This window comes from Paenibacillus sp. J45TS6, assembly GCF_018403285.1.
Taxonomy (GTDB): domain Bacteria; phylum Bacillota; class Bacilli; order Paenibacillales; family Paenibacillaceae; genus Paenibacillus.
This window is the reverse complement of sequence record NZ_BOSJ01000012.1, coordinates 1-17,657: the sequence shown is the minus strand read 5'-3', so window position 1 is coordinate 17,657 and position 17,657 is coordinate 1. Positions and strand designations below refer to the sequence as shown.

Genomic DNA, 17,657 nt, shown 5'->3' with positions numbered 1-17,657 from the left:
CTTTTAAGACAGGCAGAAAGGGTGACATAAAATCATATGCTAACAATTACAGAATTTGAGGTACAGGAAATTAACGACCCCTTTGGTATTGTAGAAGGGACAAGATATGAGTTCCAAATCGTAATTGATCCAGAGGAAGATGATGAGTTGTACTCTGAGAATGGTGTTTACATTCGCGTCATTTATAGAGCAGACGAGCCTAAAGCGGGAATTATTAAGTACGATTTGTATGAAAAAGTAACAGAAAAATATCTTGATTTTGATCTTGAAGAAGATGAACTGGCCGTGCTTGAAACGTTCTGCAAAGAACACATCTAAATGTCGTTTAAGTAACGACATGGTTAATAAAGCATATTCTGAACAGCGTAAGGGCTGTGCAGGGTATGCTTTTTATTTTATAACTGAATATATTCGGACGAAGTTGGGTGTGGGCTACAGTGAAATAAATGAAAAGTGCGAAAAATCGTTGTTAGCAGCGACGATGCAGACGTTATTAGATAACACATTTAAACAAGCGGTAGCCTCTTTGCTTCTCCCAATAAGCATGATGGGGTTGTTGTTCACCGGAGTAACGATTATCATCATATACAGTATCAGTCGAATGACGATTCGAAAAGAAAGCAAAACCTACGGCATTTATAAATCGATCGGATTATCTTCACAGGATCTTCGATTATCGATTTCGATAGGGCTGATCGTTCTTTCTGCTGTGGGAGTCATCATTGGTATTTTACTGGGTGTTTATTTACTTCCGAGCTTGCTTGGGACGATTCTATCAGATTATGGGATTGCAGAGCTTCCTTTGATTTTGCACTGGGGAGGGATTCTTTCTTTTGCGGCTGTTACATTCATTGCTGTAGGAATAGGTTCGTGGGTTTCCTCAAGAGTGATCGCTGCCACATCTCCACGAATTCTTGTTATTGATTAGTTCGGCATTAATCGAGAACACATTTTAGTTGGAAGAAAGGGAGATATACACAGTGAATCATAAAAAATTGTTTAACGATGGCTGGGAGTTTTGTAAGAGTGATTTAGAAACAACGGCTAAACCAGAGCTTGATTTTGAGCCGGTAGATATCCCTCATGACTGGCTGATTTATAACACATTAGATTTATATGAAAATAGTATTGGATGGTATCGTAAGCGCTTTACTATCTCGAAGAAAGAGAAACATACGCTAATCTGCTTTGATGGTGTTTATATGGACTCTACCATTTATGTGAATGATACGTATGTTGGAGAATGGAAATATGGCTACTCCTCTTTTGAATTTGAGATTACCGACGCACTCATTGAAGGGGAGAATGAGATTCTCGTGAAAGTCGTGCATCAAAGTCCTAACAGCCGTTGGTATTCGGGAGCCGGCATTTATCGCAATGTATGGCTTAAGACAAGAGAAAGCAGTTATATCGAGACAAATGGAGTGTATATACACACAAATCAAGAAGGGCATAAATGGAGTATTGAAATTGACACTGATCTACATAGCGCAGGGGAAACTCAGCTATTACATACATTGCTGTACAAAGACCAAATGATTACGAATGGTGTAGAGATAATTTCTGGAAAAGGTGAAGCGGTTTCAAAGGTAAGTCAAGTTCTCTATACTGAGAATCCTTTGCTATGGAGTACAGATGAACCGCATTTGTATCAGCTGAGAACAGAATTATTATGTCTCTTGCCGGACGATATAGCGGAGAAGGAATGGAAGGTCATTGAAAGCATCACTCAGAACATCGGATTTCGAACTCTAGTCATGGACCCTCAGCAAGGATTGAAGTTAAATGGCGAGAAGATGAAGCTGAATGGGGTATGCGAGCACCATGATTTGGGCGCATTAGGGGCAGCGTTTCATGTAACGGCACTGCGAAGACGATTTGAAATTTTGAAGGATATGGGCGTTAATGCCATTCGGACAGCACACAATATGCCTGCAGTAGAGTTTATGGATTTGGCCGATGAGATGGGGATGCTCATTGTCTCGGAAGGTTTTGATATGTGGGAAAGGTCAAAAACGACCTATGATTATGCACGTTTCTTCAAGGAATGGGCTCCAATTGATGTGAAAAGCTGGGTAACGAGGGACCGTAATCGTCCAAGCCTGCTGATGTGGAGTATCGGTAATGAAATTTATGATACGCATGCAGATGAGCGGGGACAAGAAGTAACGAAGATGCTGATGGAAGAAGTCCAACTACATGATTACAAAGGAAATGCCAAAGTGACGATCGGTTCGAATTATATGCCATGGGAAAACGCACAGAAATGTGCAGATATCGTGAAGCTAGCCGGTTATAATTATGCAGAAAAATATTATCATAAGCATCACGAAGAGCATCCTGATTGGATCATTTACGGCAGTGAAACCGCATCGGTTGTTCAAAGCCGGGGAATTTATCACTTCCCGTTCGAACAATCCATTCTTGATGATGATGATGAACAGTGCTCAGCACTCGGGAACAGCACGACGAGCTGGGGAGCCAAGTCGGCAGAAGCATGCATTATCGCAGAAAGAGATGCGCCATTCTCGCTGGGACAGTTTATTTGGACAGGGTTTGATTACATTGGTGAGCCGACACCGTATCATACGAAGAATTCGTATTTCGGACAGATCGATACGGCTAATTTTAAGAAAGACGCTTATTATATCTATCAAGCTGCATGGACGGATTATAAGAAGAAGCCTATGATTCATATTTTCCCTTATTGGGATTTTAACCCGGGTCAAATCATTGATGTTCGTGTCTGCTCGAATGCACCAAAGATTGAACTTCAGCTCAATGGGGGAACGGTAGGAACTTATGAAATCGATCATGAGCACGGAGATCAGCTGGTAGGCTGGTGGAAAATCCCTTATGAGGCGGGAGAACTGAAAGCGATTGCTTATGACGAGTCAGATCAAGTGATTGCGGTCGATGTGAGAAGATCCTTTGGTAATGCAAGCGAAATTTGTTTGAAGCCAGATCAAAATACGGTTACAGCAAGTGGAACCGATGTGGTCTTTGTCGAGATTACGATGGAAGATGAGCAGGGTAATCCGGTAGAGAATGCGAGCAACCGCGTACATGTACACGTTACAGGAGCCGGACGCTTATTAGGCTTAGATAATGGGGACAGTACAGATTACGATCCATACAAGGGCACAAGCCGAAGATTGTTCAGCGGTAAACTTATGGCGATCATTGGAACAACTCTAGAGCCAGGTACGATCGAGGTGGAAGTTTCATCAAAAGGGTTAGAAAGCCAGAAGCTTGAGATTACATCTCTACCAGCAGATGAAAGCGCATTAGATGGAATTACGGCAATTACGCAAAACAAAGAGCTGCAGCCTAATCTTGGAATGGTGGATGAAATACCTCTTCGCAAAATTGAACTGCTGAGTCCTTCCGGACAACAGTTTGATGAATCGACAAAAGAGATGACGATACAAGCTAATTTATTCCCTGCGGACACATCGTATCCAGATGTAATTTGGAGTGTGGTGAATGATGCAGGAATTGAGTCTAATCTAGCCCACATCGAATCTTTTGGCCAAGAAGCGAAGATTACGGCACTCGGGGATGGAAGCTTTCGAGTACGCTGCATGAGTAAGAATGGCTCGGATAAGATCAGAATGATATCCCAGTTGGAATTCACTGCAACAGGTTTAGGCACTGCTTTTAAAGATCCGTACAGCTTTATTTTTGGAGGGCTTTACGATGAAGTGAAAGGGGAAGTCGGCAATGGGAATGAACGCGGTGTAGCGACAAGCCGAGATGGGGAGACGCAGGTCTGCTATCGTAATATCGATTTTGGCGCGTATGGGTCTGATTTGATTACCATTCCTATCTTCGCACTAGATGACGAACCTTATGAACTGCAGATTTGGGAAGGCATGCCGGAAGAAGAAGGCAGCGAACAGCTCGCTGATGTAGTTTATCAGAAAAAGTCCCAGTGGAATGTCTATCAAGCGGAAACGTATCCATTATCCAGAAGACTTCGCGGGGTTACGTCCCTTTGCTTTGTTTTACAGAAGAAGGTGCATATCAAGGGATTTTCATTTGAGAAGAAGAACCCGGCCTTTGAGGTTAATATGGCGACAGATTGTGATCGTATTTACGGAGATACCTTTACCTTGGCGGAACAGGGAGTGGAAGGGATCGGAAATAACGTTTCCCTTACGTTCGAACAGATGGATTTCGGAAGAGAAGGAGTTTCAAAGCTCGTTATTTATGGAAGATCGCTAATTGATAAGAATACCATTCATGTTCGCTTCGAGAATGATGAAGATTCAAGCAATCAACTTATCGAATTTACGGAGTCCGAAGGATATGAGGAACGTGTATTTGAGCTAGAGAGAGTTACTGGACTGCAGAAGGTTACCTTTATCTTCTTGCCTGGAAGCAACTTTGATTTTGGCTGGTTCCGATTCGAACAATAAGGATTGCTGAAATAATATTTTAGATTTTTCGGTAATTAGCTATTTCCGCCGTACAGGCACGAATAGGTGTATGCCTACATACAATGATTAGACGACAAACCAAGAACTGTCCCGAAAATTGTAGGAGGTGTCCCCCGTGCCTGGATTATTTACGGCGATTGCACTATTTATTAAAGAGCTTTCTTTGCTGGTGTCTTATGTAAAAAATAATGCATTTCCTCAGCCTTTGTCTGAGAAAGACGAAGCAAAGCATTTAAAGCAAATGGCGGAAGGCGATGCCCGTTCACGTAATTTGCTTATTGAACATAATTTACGGCTGGTTGCACATATTGTGAAGAAATTTGATAATACCGGTGAAGATCAAGAAGACCTGATCTCGATTGGAACGATTGGTCTAATCAAAGCCATTGAGAGTTTCCAGCAAGGAAAAGGGACGAAACTGGCGACCTTTGCTGCACGCTGTATAGAGAACGAGATACTGATGCATTTACGCTCCTTGAAGAAGACAAGAAAAGATGTATCTCTCCATGATCCGATAGGAACTGACAAGGAAGGTAACGAAATTACTTTAATAGATATCCTCGGTACCGAAGCGGATGAGGTGATGGATAAGGTTCAGCTTAAGATAGAGAAGAGCAAAATCTATCAAAACCTTGATATCCTCGATGATCGGGAGAAAGAAGTAGTAGTGGGCAGGTTTGGTCTTGTAACCGGCGGAGAAGAGCGGACACAGCGAGAGATCGCAAAAGAGCTTGGTATTTCGCGTTCCTACGTTTCTCGTATCGAGAAACGGGCACTGATGAAACTGTATCATGAGTTTTATAAGGCGAAGAATTAACTTAAAAATTTCAGGAAAATAACCTGTAGGGATGAGATACGACTGTCTTAATCCTACAGGTTATTTGTGTATTATGAACAGACAAAGGAAATCATCGTAGCGATTCTTGCTTTCTAGTATACTTGTACAAGTAGCTTGGAAAATATAAATATATTTTGTGTAGGAGGCTTTTGTGCAAAACTTCGATGATGTGGTTTCGTTTATTTGCCAATCTTTTTTGAAAAAGGACGAGCAACTAGAGATGCCAAGGACAATAGGTGAAACTTCACTTGTAGATATAGATATTGTAAAAAGAACAGCACGTACAATACGAAGAGTCGGGATCATTACGGTTGCTCGAGAGTATTCTTCTATTGTTCAAGAACCACCGGATCCACAGCTTTTACGTTGGACAGTGAGAAAGCGTACCTCACTAGACGATAATCAACAGACTTTTGATTGGCTACATAAAGGATGGATTTTGAAAGAAGTACGTTTAAAACATGATGGGAAATCTGTAGAACGAATTCAGTACCGAATGGGCTATTTATTATATGTTTATTTATTAAATAAGCAAACGGATGAGCATTGGGATTTTTTGAATCAATTTACGGAATATCAGTCGAATGCTGCACAGAAAATGGAACAAATTACGTATTTACATGACGAACGATTACTTAAGTTGAAGGATTTGGCATTGTTCTTGTCAGGTAGTTTACAATGGGCCCTTAATGATCTAGATGAACAGCATGTTTTCCCTGCGAATTGGAGTTTAATTAAACGAATCAAAGGGTTGAACTTTTTATTAGCTTTTCTCATGATTTCTAGCAACAAAGAGATATTTGATTGGAAAGAAATTGGCGCACATTATTACCCTAGCATTGGAGGCTCTAAGGCATTTGATGCGTATAAAGCAGAGTTTCTTATTATTTTGGAGACAATAAGTGGAAATGCGCCGGAAACGTTGGGGATGATTAGTGGTGGTCAAATAACGTCAATCTATTTCGCCGGAGATCTTGAAGGAAAGTGGTCGACTTATCGAGCAGGTCCTGTGCATGCATTAACGAATATTTCGGTTTCACAAGACCAATATTCAACTAGAGCAACAACACTCTGGTTAGTTGAGAATCGAGCTATACTGACTCGGATGTCAGCAGAGCCTCATTTCTTGCAGGAGACAAATTCATTGATAATTTGTGTAGATGGTCATCTTCGAAGTGCACATAAACATTTCATCAGACAATTGTTGCTGAGTAGTAGTATCGACCAAACGATTTTGTGGAGCGACTATGATGAAGCTGGACTGCAAATTGCAGGAGAGATGTTTCAATCGCTCAGGGGACACGCTATTCAGCATAAATGGATCTGTCCGGATCACTCGATAATAACCAATTGGTTGGAGTATCAACAGAGCATGGAGAGTTTACTACAAGATATGAAATCAGAACAAGAAATCGTGTTAGGGGTGGCAGATGATTGGAGAAGCTGGATCAACCATTAATTTCAATTTTTCAAACAAACGTATCCAAACCAGAAATGCATCAGGCACTGAGGGATATTGCATTATTATCTGGGGTTCTTAATGATCTCAATTCACAAAGCTTTCTGCAGACGCCTATCGAAATTTTGCGATTTCTTCGTATTATTCAACTGATCAATGAAGAAGCTTTGGGACTCGATGAACCGATTGAAAACGCAGATACGCTATATTATCGTTATCGTAACCGTTTTGATGACCTTGAACCACCAAGTAAAAAAAAGGTCGAACAAATTGTAAATGTTCTAGTGAAGTATAACTGGATATCCAAACAAACAAGGCAGCTAAAAATGCGAGATGTAGGTAAGCGAATGATGGATACGCTTATACGTCTTGCAAATGATTCATTAGCCTATTATATGCATGATGATATTGGCAGATCGTTATTCCAAGCTAGACGGGATGCTGAGCTTAGCGAAGCATATGACGATCATGGCATATCAGGGGGCAATAAAATTGCTAGTATGATTCATAATGTTGAAAATGCAATTCAATTGATGAAAGAACGAGAATTAGAGATGCTAGCTGACCGTAATGCGCTACCTCAACTAGAGATCATACATCAGCTGATGCAGGAATTAGAAATTAAATTGTCGGAGCGTTTTCGCCAATTCCATACGTTAGAGGACAGTCTGGTACTCAGTAATTTAATGCAGTCAGGAACTTCAGCACTTGCAGAGGGTACGAATTTGAGTATGGGGATGATCAATAAATATCTTAAATTTACGATGATGAAGCAAACGATGTTATTATCCTCGATAAATCCGGAAAAAGTAAGGATGTTTATTACACAAATGTTTGATCCGCCTCAAGAATCAGACATTCCCAATGCTCATCAAATAATGAGTTTTATGGAGCAAAATGAATACGAGGGTGAGTCCATGGATGGTTTATGGATTCCGGTTAAATTCGCTGCGCCTCTATCAGGAGAAGCAATTGGTGAAGCCATACAATATTTAGAAAACTATGAGCCGATTGTTGATTTGATGCAAGAGGACGTCCAGGAAATCGAATATGTAAATGAGGAAATGGATATTGATCTACTAGAAGATATGATGGGGGATTCACAATGGCTGCTTACCAAATCCATGATTGAAACGGAAGCAATTGAAGAATTCATGAAGGAAGTGGAGGAAGCTCCTATAGAGACCGTGATGATTGAAGCAACGTCTACGGCTTGGGGGGATGCGATTAATGCGCTTACTGCGGTATCTGCATTGGTAGGCAGTAAGAAGTTAACCTTGGAGAAAGCTACGGATTCAAAAGTTCAAGCCTCTTTTTATAAAAAGAAATGGGATTGGATGAATCGTGATGATATCAATCAAGTGGTCAAACATAAAAAATATTTCAATATAAATAATAGGGACATAGAAAATATGCATGAGAGGAATGATGATGAGCTTGACGGATGAAATGAATGTAAATCCTCTTAATGTTATGCAGACTATCAAAGGGATACTAACTGAAGTCGAAGAGATTGTTTTTATGAATCTTTTATTCTCATCCTCAGCTACAATACGTGCGGGGAATTTCGGATTATCCAGGCGTGAGGTGGAGAAACAATTAAAGATCTCTGATGATCATGAGAAGTTCGATTCATTCCTCAAGCGAGTTAATCAAGCGGTAAGTCGATACTTTAAAGTGATTTATGATGAGAAAAAGGATCAAGTCATCGTTATGATGAGAGTTCCTGCTAAAGCTGCACGTAGTACACTGTCTAAAGAAAGTTTATCAATCCTTCTGTTTATGTTTTACCAGCAAGAAGTTTTACAGCATGAATTTACATTATTTGATCAACTGTTAAATGCTCTAGGACATGAGACAACAAAGGCAAATCAACGTTTAAATCTGAATATAGACCAACTGAAAAAAATCGGTGCACTTGAAGAATATGATACAAATTCAAACGAGAAGGCTTACGCAATCACTGCAATTGGTACAAATATGTTCTCGGATTCATTTTTGCGTCGTACTGTTGAATTTAGTCAATCCAATCAATTAAATAAAGAAGAAGTACTTAAATTCTTCAAACGATATAATCTGTATCAGGAAGGAACTGACAAAATAGAATGATACCTTGGAAATTGTGGTTTACTGGCATCAGAGATTATCAGCCTACTATGATGGATTTGTCAGGAAAAGAATCACATATACTGATAACCGGTCCTAATGGAGCAGGGAAATCTACTGTGACATACTGTATGGGAGTTGTTCTATACTCTTCCAAGGTAGATATTGAGGGTTTGAAATCTCGTAATCTCCTTCCGAATGATACGTGGAAGGCTCATATTCGACTTCTCTTTAAGAATGAGGGACGCATGCGTATTGATGCCCCTACTTATGTAGAATTTGCAGTTTATATCCTACAAGAACCAGGACAACCAACTAAGAAGGAATTTGTTATACATTCAGGGGATGATCCAGAACAGTGGGACGAAACAATTAAGTATACGTCTGGGGATCGACAATACAATTTCACCTCTTATAAGAAGGATCTCCAGTACAAATATAAAATTGATCCAGATTTGTTCTACCTGATTTGGTACCAGCAGGAGGTAAATCAATTTGCTGTCATGGATCCGCAGGAGCGTTTTCGTATTTTTGCCGAAATGCATGGTATTGATCAGGTGCAACGGAACTGGGAAGAAAGTATGGAGCAGCTAAAGGATGTACAGGAAAGTTTAAGTACGGCTGAAGTGAATGTAGCCAATAAGAAGCAATGGCTGGGTATAGCTCGAGCAGCGCTAGAACGGTATGAAGATAATCAGAAACGGCTTGTAGAAGGAGGGGAGCTGTATGCTGGAGCTTTATTGAAATTAGAGATTTACTACAAGCAAGAACAATTGCATTTAGTAGCTAAGGAAGAACAATTGCTCGTGGATCAGGATATCGCGAAGGATAGACTAGGAGCGTTACAGGAGCAAGGCGAACGATTGAATAATGAGCTAAAGCAAATACAAGAAGAAAGAGAGCAACTGGATACGAAAATCATCTTATTACAAGAGCAAGTAGCTGTTGTAAAAAAAGAAATTGAAGAAACTACAATTGTCATTGGAGAATTAGATCTCCAGCTGAAGGAGCTTAATCAAGAAAAGTCTCAAATTACACGTAATGAAAATGAGGTTCATCAGCAGCTAACGGAAATAACTAAGCAGATCAATGAATTGAATATAGAGATTGAGAAAGCGGAAGCTAGTCTTCAGGAAGCCGAAGCTGTTATAGCGCAATTAATGGATTCAAGTTCTAACTTGAATGCGCAGATTCAACAGGATAAAGGGTTGGATCATATGCACAAGGAACGGTTACGGCAGTATCGCAGCAGTCATGATGTGCAAATGGAAATTAACTGCTTAGACCGATCAATTCAACAATCCAAGCAGGAACGAGAATATAAGGCTAAACTACTTCAGGAAGTAACCGATGAGAAACTGAGGCTTGAACAAAAACAATTATGGTCAACTCGTCAAAGGGAATCACTATCTTTGTTCAAAGCCATAGGTGTGCGAGCTTATACACTAAATGAATTGGTTGAATTAAATGAGTCAGCTCGGCCTATAGTTGAAGAACAGTTTGAAGCGATAAAATATTCTGTATTCTTTGATGGCTCGCACGTACAAGCACCTAATGATTTGTATCATGTTCCTTTACGAAGTATAATACCGGATCGTACTGTGACTGAAATTCAGACACTACAAATTCGTGTGAAGAATGGGTTAGGAGATGACGTATTCCCGCATGCGGTCAAGGCTTTATGGTGGATAGAGCAATTCTTTCTAGCAGGTGAGACGCGAATAGAGAATGGATTACTCATCGATTCGAAGGGTATTCGAGGTCCTCAGGAGAAAAAGAACTATATATTAAGCCTGAAGGCTATGCAGAAACGTAAAGAGGAAATTCAAAAGGAAATTATCGAACTCAATACATCACTTGCGAGTCTCCATGACTCCATTAAGAGCGATACACTAACTATACAAGAATTACATTCCATTATCCAATCTGTACGTGAATCGGAAGCTTTTCTCACTAAGAAGCATGAACGGGAAGGCAGGCTCCTAAAGTATGAAGAGGAGATGCAGCAACTTCAGGAACAGAAGGCGAACAGAGAGGAAGTAAAGAATACGAACATAAAGTTCATTGAGAAACGGGTAAGGCTAGAGCATATGCAAGGTATATTACAGCGTGAAGCAGATTTTTATGTGAAATTAGGTCAACAGAAGGAGCAGTTTGAAACGTTACAACGTAAGAAACAAGATCTCCGTAGCTTATCTATACAACGGGATACGTTAAAGCATCATATGGATATAGCGGAAGAGCAAGTTGAACAAATAGAAGGAATTGAACGTCAACAAAAACGTGATCTTTCGAATAATGAAGACAAAATTCAACATGCAACGCGTAACTTAAATCAAATTGATAATCAAATTAAAGATACAAGTGAGGCACTTGATACATCCAAAATAAATCTGCTTACGGTCACTGAGGAAATTGAAAACTTTAAAGGGGTAGCACGGTTTATTTATGATGAGCTGGCTAAAGAGTTTGAACTTGAATCCAATTCCTCGAAAAAACAACAATCGCTTGCGAAGCTCCGTCAGGAGCATGAGTCTGGAAAAGTTACATTTAACAGCGCTAGAAATGAGTCAGGCATTGATCCCGCAGCACCTGAAAATTATAAAGTGATTGAAGAAGATGTTCATCAATTGCAGGATGAGTATAAGCGGACAAGCTTATTGTTTGAAGAAAATCAAGAACGAGCTGAGAACCTGAAAGATCAGCTAGAGACGACAATCAATATGCGAGTCCTTGAAATTCAACAGCGATTTAAGAATTACATGAGCATTTTTCAATTCGAGGGACAGATCGATTGGAATCAGCGAGAGGATCGTCGAGGTCGCGTGCTTTTCCATTTGTTCATAAAGGCTCGCAAGGAAGGGCATCGGGGAACATTAGAGGATGTCAGTGTGAAGGCTCGTGGAGGAAGAGTAGGCAAAGGTGTTTCTGGAGGGGAAGAGTCGCTTAGTTCGCTTCTTTTTGCTCTAGCTTTATTACAGAATCTTCAAACGGCACCTGGATTCATTGTCATGGATGAATTTGATAGTGCATTAGATGAGCAGAGGAAGTTAAAGGTATTTGATCTTTATGCTGAGGAATTAGAACGTAAATTGATTATTCTGTCACCAAAGTCACATGAGAATTCTTATCTGGATCGATTCTCGAAAGCGTACATTGTGCATCATGATCCTACTGTACCGCGAAGTAAAGTGACGGGGTTAATTTTGAAACGAAAATGACAGAGTTTTAGAAATAAATTAGCCTGTTAGAGTGAGATATACACTGATCATTCTTACAGGCTATTTGGTTGTATGATACATCCAGGCATAAGCTAATATAAAATGTACTTTGCTGTGGTATACTCGAGCTACAAGAAAAAGATGAGGTGTTTTTATAAATGATGAATCTTACGAAGGATCTTGCTAAATTGATTCGATTAACGGGAGATCGTGCGAAATTGGATGCTAAAGCAAATGGGACATATATAGTATATAAGACAGCTGAAGGACAAATTGTGAAAGAATATAGCACGGGTGAGATTGAGGAAATGAATAAACAGGAACTTAACCATGACTGAGACAGCTGCAGCAACCATGTACGTGTTTGCTGGTAATAATGGAAGTGGTAAGAGCACAATCCGTAACTTGATTATTGACCGACTTGGGGTAAGTGTGAATATTGATCCGGATGCACTAGCTCGCAAAATTAATGCTAGACATCCTGAAAAGAGTAGAGTATCTGCTGGAAAAGAAGCCATAAGAATAGCCAGAGAATGTATCCGAAATAAGTGGGATTTCACTGTAGAAACTACTTTAGCGGGTGGTAACGTTATCCGGCAGATACGAGATGCAAAGGAACAAGGCTTTGAAATCATTATGTTTTATGTAGGACTCGGGGATGTTCGCCTTAATATTGAACGTGTTGCTACGCGTGTGAAAAATGGTGGGCATCACATTGAAACTGAGGATATTATCAGACGTAATGTCACGAGTATGAATAATTTGTTGTCTCACTTGGATCAATTAGATCAATTAGTCGTTATTGATAATAGTAAAACAGATGGTGAAATTATTCTTGGAGCAGATAAAAGTGGAATAAAATATTATTTAGATGAATTGCCTGAATGGGCACAATTAATTGATCAACAATTACAAATTAGGGAAAAAACAAAAAAATAAACCAATTTGTGTCGAGCGATCGCAATTGGTTTATTTTTTTTATCGGTATCCATAGTTAAGAAATTTGATAATAAGCCAAAGATCAAGAGATCTGATTTCCATAAAAAAGAGCATTGAAGAAACTGGGTATACCTATACGAACATACGTGCTATAATAGTCAAGATATTTCAGATGGAATGCAGCTTTCTAAGCGCCGGACACCTCAGAATTATACATATTACAGAAGGGAAGTATTATTGCCATGATGGGTAGAACCCATATTATCGTTGGAACAGGGATATCTTTATCCCTTTTAGAGCTGGGTGGTATACCAATCACGGTTCCTGCAGTGGCTGTTGCTCTCGTAAGCTCCATATTGCCGGATATAGATGAACCAAACTCACTACTTGTGACACGTGTAATTCCCAATTGGCTGCTTAGAATTGTTCAGATTGCGCTAATTATTCTGGCGTTAGCTGTTGGTATTTATGGGATGGCTCGTTCACCCTGGAACTGGATCCTTGCTGCCCTCATTGCCACGGTTTCTTTTATGCCTTCCAGGTCGCTAAGGCAGTGGATTATGTTCTTTATTGGACTTGGGCTCATCGTGTATGGTCACTCATTCCATCCGTGGAATCTGCTTGTTGGCAGTCTTTTGATCTTGGCCACCCTTGTCCCTCATAGGGGACTGACCCATACCTTGTATGCAATTGCCGTGTGGACGTTTTTACTATACGGGACCACTAAGTCCTATGGAGATGCAGTATGGATTGCCGGAGGATTGTCGTATACCCTTCACCTCTTGGCTGACAGTTTAACAAGCCGGGGGATTCGCCCACTTCCGCCGTTCAAGTGGAAGATTAAATTTAAACTGATGAGTACGGGTTCGAAGCAAGGAGCTTGGGTAGAAATCTTCTTTATCGGGGTTACATTTATTATTGCCTGGCTATCCTTTTCACCCTTATTTCTATAAGTATCTTTCCTTGGGAAGGATTTTATCCATAAAAAAGGTGCCTATTAAGCATTGTGCTTAATAGGACACCTTTTTTGTTGCTTTACAGACAGATTAGGAATTTTCAATAATTGTGTTCATCGTCGTACGATCAAGTCCACGAACGAGCTTGATGATCAGCTCTTTGGCTGCATCATAATCATCGGTGTGAATAATCGAAGAGGATGTATGAATATATCTTGCACAGATTCCAATCACCGTAGATGGAACACCGATGCCGCTCAAATGAACTTGCCCTGCATCGGTACCGCCCGGAGAAATAAAATATTGGTATTTAATTTTATTCGTTTCCGCAGTATCCTGCACGTACTCAACCATACCGCGATGGGTAAGCATACCCGGATCGAGAATCCGTAGAAGCGCACCTTTGCCGATGTGACCAAATTGACTCTTATCTCCCGTCATATCGTTTGCTGCACTGCAATCGAGCGCAAAGAAGATATCCGGCTGAATAAGATTGGCTGCTGTGCGTGCTCCGCGTAGACCTAGTTCTTCCTGAACTGTTGCACCAGAATACAAAATATTGGGAAGCTTTTCTTTATGCAAGGCTTCCAGCAGTTCGATGGAGAGGCCAACTCCGTAACGATTATCCCACGCTTTTGCCATGATTTTTTTCTCGTTTTTAAGAGGTGTGAACTCACAAATAGGCACGATCTGCATACCCGGTCTAATTCCCCAGGATTCTGCTTCTGCGCGGTTATCTGCACCGATATCTAAATACATGGTACTCAGCTCAACAGGCTTGCTGCGCTGCGCTTCAGACAACAAATGAGTAGGAGTGGAGCCGACAACGCCTGTAATCGGGCCATCCGGTGTAATGATCTGCAGTCGCTGTGATAATACAGCTTGGCTCCACCATCCGCCGATTGGACGGAAAGTAACCATACCTGTCTCCGTAATCCCCGAAGTCATAAAACCTACTTCATCAAAATGCCCAGCGACCATAACCTTCGGTCCTTCTTCATTCCCGCGTAATACACCAAATAAGCTGCCAAGACGGTCTTGAACGAACTCATTAGTATACTCCGACATCAAACTTTTCGCATAGGCACGAAGTTCTCTTTCAAAACCAGGTGCTGAAGGGAACTCGGTTAGCGTTTTAAACAGTTCTTTTGTTTTCTGTTCCATCATCATCTCTCCTGTCATTTATTTAATTATGTACCAATGTTCAATTCCTCTATTATGAACTTGGAAATCCTGATTGTCTATGTTGTAATCTCTCCTGTCCTGGGTCCTTAGGACGATAATTCATAACTTAGATTGGGTGTTGCTCACAAGACAACTGCCTAGTGCATACACTAATAATGAATGCAAAAGTTCCTCGAAAGACGGCCAAATTGATGAAGGGAGCGGACGAGATATGGATCCTCACGTAAGAAAAGGATTAATTATGCTCGGCGTTTTAATTATTTTAACTATTTTTGTTCTTTTCTATAAATGAATTAAATTTACGGGAGAGCGGCGATATAACAATAGATGAATACCCCCTTTATTATCCATCCAAAAGGATGATTTACCAAACATAAGATTGGTGAGTGTAACCCATAATGAACATATCTCAGGCACGACGAAAGTGTGAGAGAAATTACTTAGGGTTATGAGGGGGGTGTCAGCTATTTCGGATCAAAAGAAATCTCCGGAAACAAGCGCGAAATCTTCTTCGCTATCAATCGATACGAAGGAATACAAAAAGATTGCATCAAAACATGAGCCTTCAAGGCCTGTTTTGAAAAACTGTATTCGCGCCTTTCTTGTTGGAGGGACCATTTGCCTGATTGGACAATGTATCCAGCAAGCTTTTATGACTGGATTTGATATGACGCAGAAGGATGCAGCTAGTCCTACGGTTGCAGTTCTTATTTTGACATCTGTCATTCTGACTTGCTTTGGAGTATATGATAAACTGGCGCAATTTGCGGGTGCAGGTTCTGCTGTACCGGTTACCGGTTTTGCCAATTCCATGTGTTCCGCTGCACTTGAACATCGGTCCGAGGGGCTTGTTCTAGGTGTGGGTGCAAACATGTTTAAGCTGGCCGGATCGGTAATCGTCTTCGGTGTGGTCGCTGCCTTTATTATCGGAGTTATTTACGCTTGCCTCGGATTTGGAGGTTACCATCTATGAAGCGAATTGGAAAGCAGAGCTGGGAATTTGAGAACAAACCGAAGATTATTGGGGCATCTAGTGTGGTTGGGCCAGAAGAAGGCGAAGGTCCTTTAAAAGACTATTTCGATTATGTCTACGATAATTTGGAACTTGGTGAGAAGACATGGGAGAAAGCCGAAAGAAGGCTTTTTGAACAAGCAGCTCAAATGGCGATTGCGAATGCCGGTATATCGAAAAATGATCTGCAGTTTTTTGTTGGCGGCGACTTAATGAACCAGATTATCAGCAGCTCCTTTTCAGCGAGGCAGCTAGGGGTTCCATACTTAGGATTATTCGGGGCATGTTCTACATCGATGGAGAGTTTAGCTCTTGCAGCGCTTATTGTAGATTCTGGAGGAGGGGACAAGGTCCTTGCCGGTACATCCAGTCATAACTGCACCGTAGAAAAGCAGTTCCGATTTCCAACAGAGTATGGCGCTCAAAAACCGCCAACGGCGCAAAATACGGTGACCGGCTCTGGATGTGCAGTGGTCAGTAGTACTGGCAAAGGTCCGATTGTCGCACGGGCAACAATTGGACGAGTCATGGACCTTGGAATCAAGGACCCATTTAATATGGGGGCAGCAATGGCTCCTGCAGCCGCAGATACGATCATTGCTCATTTTCGCGACACAGGACTTGAACCAGGCTACTATGATCTCGTTGTTACCGGTGACCTTGCTTCGGTGGGACTTCCTATTGCTAAGGATTTGCTCAAAAAAGAAGGAATTCCAATGGAGCAAACGGTCTTTAATGATTGTGGGCTAATGATCTACGACCTGAAGAAACAAACGTATGTTTTTGCTGGCGGCAGTGGATGCGGATGTTCAGCAACGGTAACTTATGGACATATCCTAAAGAGAATGGAGCGAGGGGAGCTAAACAAGGTATTAGTTGTAGCGACAGGAGCTCTATTATCCCCTTTATCATATCAACAAGGTGAAACTATTCCTTGTATTGCACATGCAGTAGCAATTGAAAAAGAGGGGGCTAAATAAAATGCAGTTTCTATGGGCTTTTTTGGTAGGCGGAGCGATCTGTGTCATTGGGCAATTGATGTTTGACATACTTAAACTAACACCAGCACATACGATGAGTACACTGGTTGTTGCTGGTGCAGTCGCTGATGCTTTTGGTATATATGATCCGCTCGTAAAATTTGCGGGTGCAGGCGCATCTGTGCCAATCACGAGTTTTGGGAACTCTCTTGTTCATGGCGCCCTGATTGAGCTTGAAAAAGACGGCTGGCTGGGTGTGATCACAGGGATATTCAACGTAACAAGTGCCGGTATTTCGTCAGCGATTATCTTTTCTTTTCTCGCAGCTTTGTTTGTCAGACCGAAAGGGTAATTTGTATCAAACATTAATAATAAAGAAATCTTGTGAGAAATGAACTGAACCCTATTAAGTAGACAGTTTTAAAAAAAGGATGCGCTGCTGTTTAAGCGGCAATGAGATGACTTCGGTATGCTGCCGGAGTCATCTTTTTTAATGTCCATTGCTTTCTTGTATTGTTA

16 protein-coding genes are annotated in these 17,657 nt (G+C 41.0%); 14 read left to right on the top strand and 2 right to left on the bottom strand.

Annotated elements, in window-relative coordinates:
* Positions 1-36: 36 nt before the first annotated feature.
* From KJS58_RS17040 to KJS58_RS16990, 11 genes are all read left to right on the top strand, one after another.
* A complete protein-coding gene (locus tag KJS58_RS17040; protein ID WP_213534217.1) occupies positions 37-318 on the top strand; it encodes a DUF6509 family protein in 282 nt (93 codons plus the stop codon).
* 19 nt (positions 319-337) lie between these two features.
* Positions 338-928, top strand: a complete 591-nt coding sequence (locus KJS58_RS17035) for an FtsX-like permease family protein (RefSeq protein ID WP_213534216.1) — start codon at positions 338-340, stop codon at positions 926-928.
* 52 nt (positions 929-980) lie between these two features.
* A complete protein-coding gene (locus tag KJS58_RS17030) occupies positions 981-4,421 on the top strand; it encodes a glycoside hydrolase family 2 TIM barrel-domain containing protein (protein WP_213534214.1) in 3,441 nt (1,146 codons plus the stop codon).
* Between the two features lie 136 nt (positions 4,422-4,557).
* Entirely contained in the window at positions 4,558-5,259 is a 702-nt protein-coding gene (gene sigK / locus KJS58_RS17025) for an RNA polymerase sporulation sigma factor SigK (protein WP_213534212.1), read from the top strand.
* Between the two features lie 172 nt (positions 5,260-5,431).
* Complete coding sequence (locus KJS58_RS17020) at positions 5,432-6,739, top strand: DUF2399 domain-containing protein (protein ID WP_213534210.1); 1,308 nt, start codon at positions 5,432-5,434, stop codon at positions 6,737-6,739.
* A complete protein-coding gene (locus KJS58_RS17015) occupies positions 6,715-8,187 on the top strand; it encodes a hypothetical protein (RefSeq protein WP_249717495.1) in 1,473 nt (490 codons plus the stop codon). The genes KJS58_RS17020 and KJS58_RS17015 overlap by 25 nt, the downstream gene beginning before the upstream one ends.
* The gene (locus tag KJS58_RS17010) at positions 8,171-8,848 is read left to right on the top strand and encodes a hypothetical protein (RefSeq protein WP_249717493.1); all 678 of its coding nucleotides are present in this window, start codon (positions 8,171-8,173) and stop codon (positions 8,846-8,848) included. The genes KJS58_RS17015 and KJS58_RS17010 overlap by 17 nt, the downstream gene beginning before the upstream one ends.
* Positions 8,845-12,066 carry a chromosome segregation protein SMC gene (locus tag KJS58_RS17005; RefSeq protein WP_213534207.1) on the top strand — a complete coding sequence of 1,074 codons (3,222 nt, stop codon included), beginning with the start codon at positions 8,845-8,847 and terminating at the stop codon, positions 12,064-12,066. The genes KJS58_RS17010 and KJS58_RS17005 overlap by 4 nt, the downstream gene beginning before the upstream one ends.
* 158 nt (positions 12,067-12,224) lie before the next feature.
* Entirely contained in the window at positions 12,225-12,404 is a 180-nt protein-coding gene (locus KJS58_RS17000; protein WP_213534411.1) for a hypothetical protein, read from the top strand.
* Positions 12,397-13,005, top strand: coding sequence for an ATPase (locus KJS58_RS16995; protein ID WP_213534205.1), 609 nt, complete (start codon positions 12,397-12,399; stop codon positions 13,003-13,005). Before KJS58_RS17000 ends, KJS58_RS16995 begins: the two co-directional genes overlap by 8 nt.
* Before the next feature lie 242 nt (positions 13,006-13,247).
* A complete protein-coding gene (locus KJS58_RS16990) occupies positions 13,248-13,958 on the top strand; it encodes a metal-dependent hydrolase (RefSeq protein WP_213534203.1) in 711 nt (236 codons plus the stop codon).
* 93 nt (positions 13,959-14,051) lie between these two features.
* Here the strand turns inward: KJS58_RS16990 and KJS58_RS16985 are convergent, their stop codons facing one another.
* Positions 14,052-15,125 (bottom strand): M42 family metallopeptidase, encoded by a 1,074-nt coding sequence (locus tag KJS58_RS16985; protein WP_213534202.1) that lies wholly within the window; start codon positions 15,123-15,125, stop codon positions 14,052-14,054.
* Positions 15,126-15,603: 478 nt separating this feature from the next.
* Here KJS58_RS16985 and spoVAC point away from each other — a divergent pair, with 478 nt between their 5' ends.
* From spoVAC to spoVAE, 3 genes are read left to right on the top strand one after another with little or no spacing between them, the layout of a single operon-like run.
* Positions 15,604-16,119, top strand: a complete 516-nt coding sequence (gene spoVAC / locus KJS58_RS16980; RefSeq protein ID WP_374705830.1) for a stage V sporulation protein AC — start codon at positions 15,604-15,606, stop codon at positions 16,117-16,119.
* On the top strand, positions 16,116-17,138 hold the full coding sequence (gene spoVAD, locus KJS58_RS16975) for a stage V sporulation protein AD (RefSeq protein WP_213534200.1): 1,023 nt from the start codon (positions 16,116-16,118) through the stop codon (positions 17,136-17,138). The genes spoVAC and spoVAD overlap by 4 nt, the downstream gene beginning before the upstream one ends.
* Position 17,139: 1 nt before the next feature.
* Positions 17,140-17,490, top strand: coding sequence for a stage V sporulation protein AE (gene spoVAE / locus KJS58_RS16970; protein WP_213534198.1), 351 nt, complete (start codon positions 17,140-17,142; stop codon positions 17,488-17,490).
* A gap of 91 nt (positions 17,491-17,581) precedes the next feature.
* On the opposite strand, the gene KJS58_RS25810 is transcribed toward spoVAE, so the two are convergent.
* The coding region (locus KJS58_RS25810) for an IS3 family transposase (RefSeq protein ID WP_374705832.1) at positions 17,582-17,657 on the bottom strand (76 nt) is incomplete at its 5' end.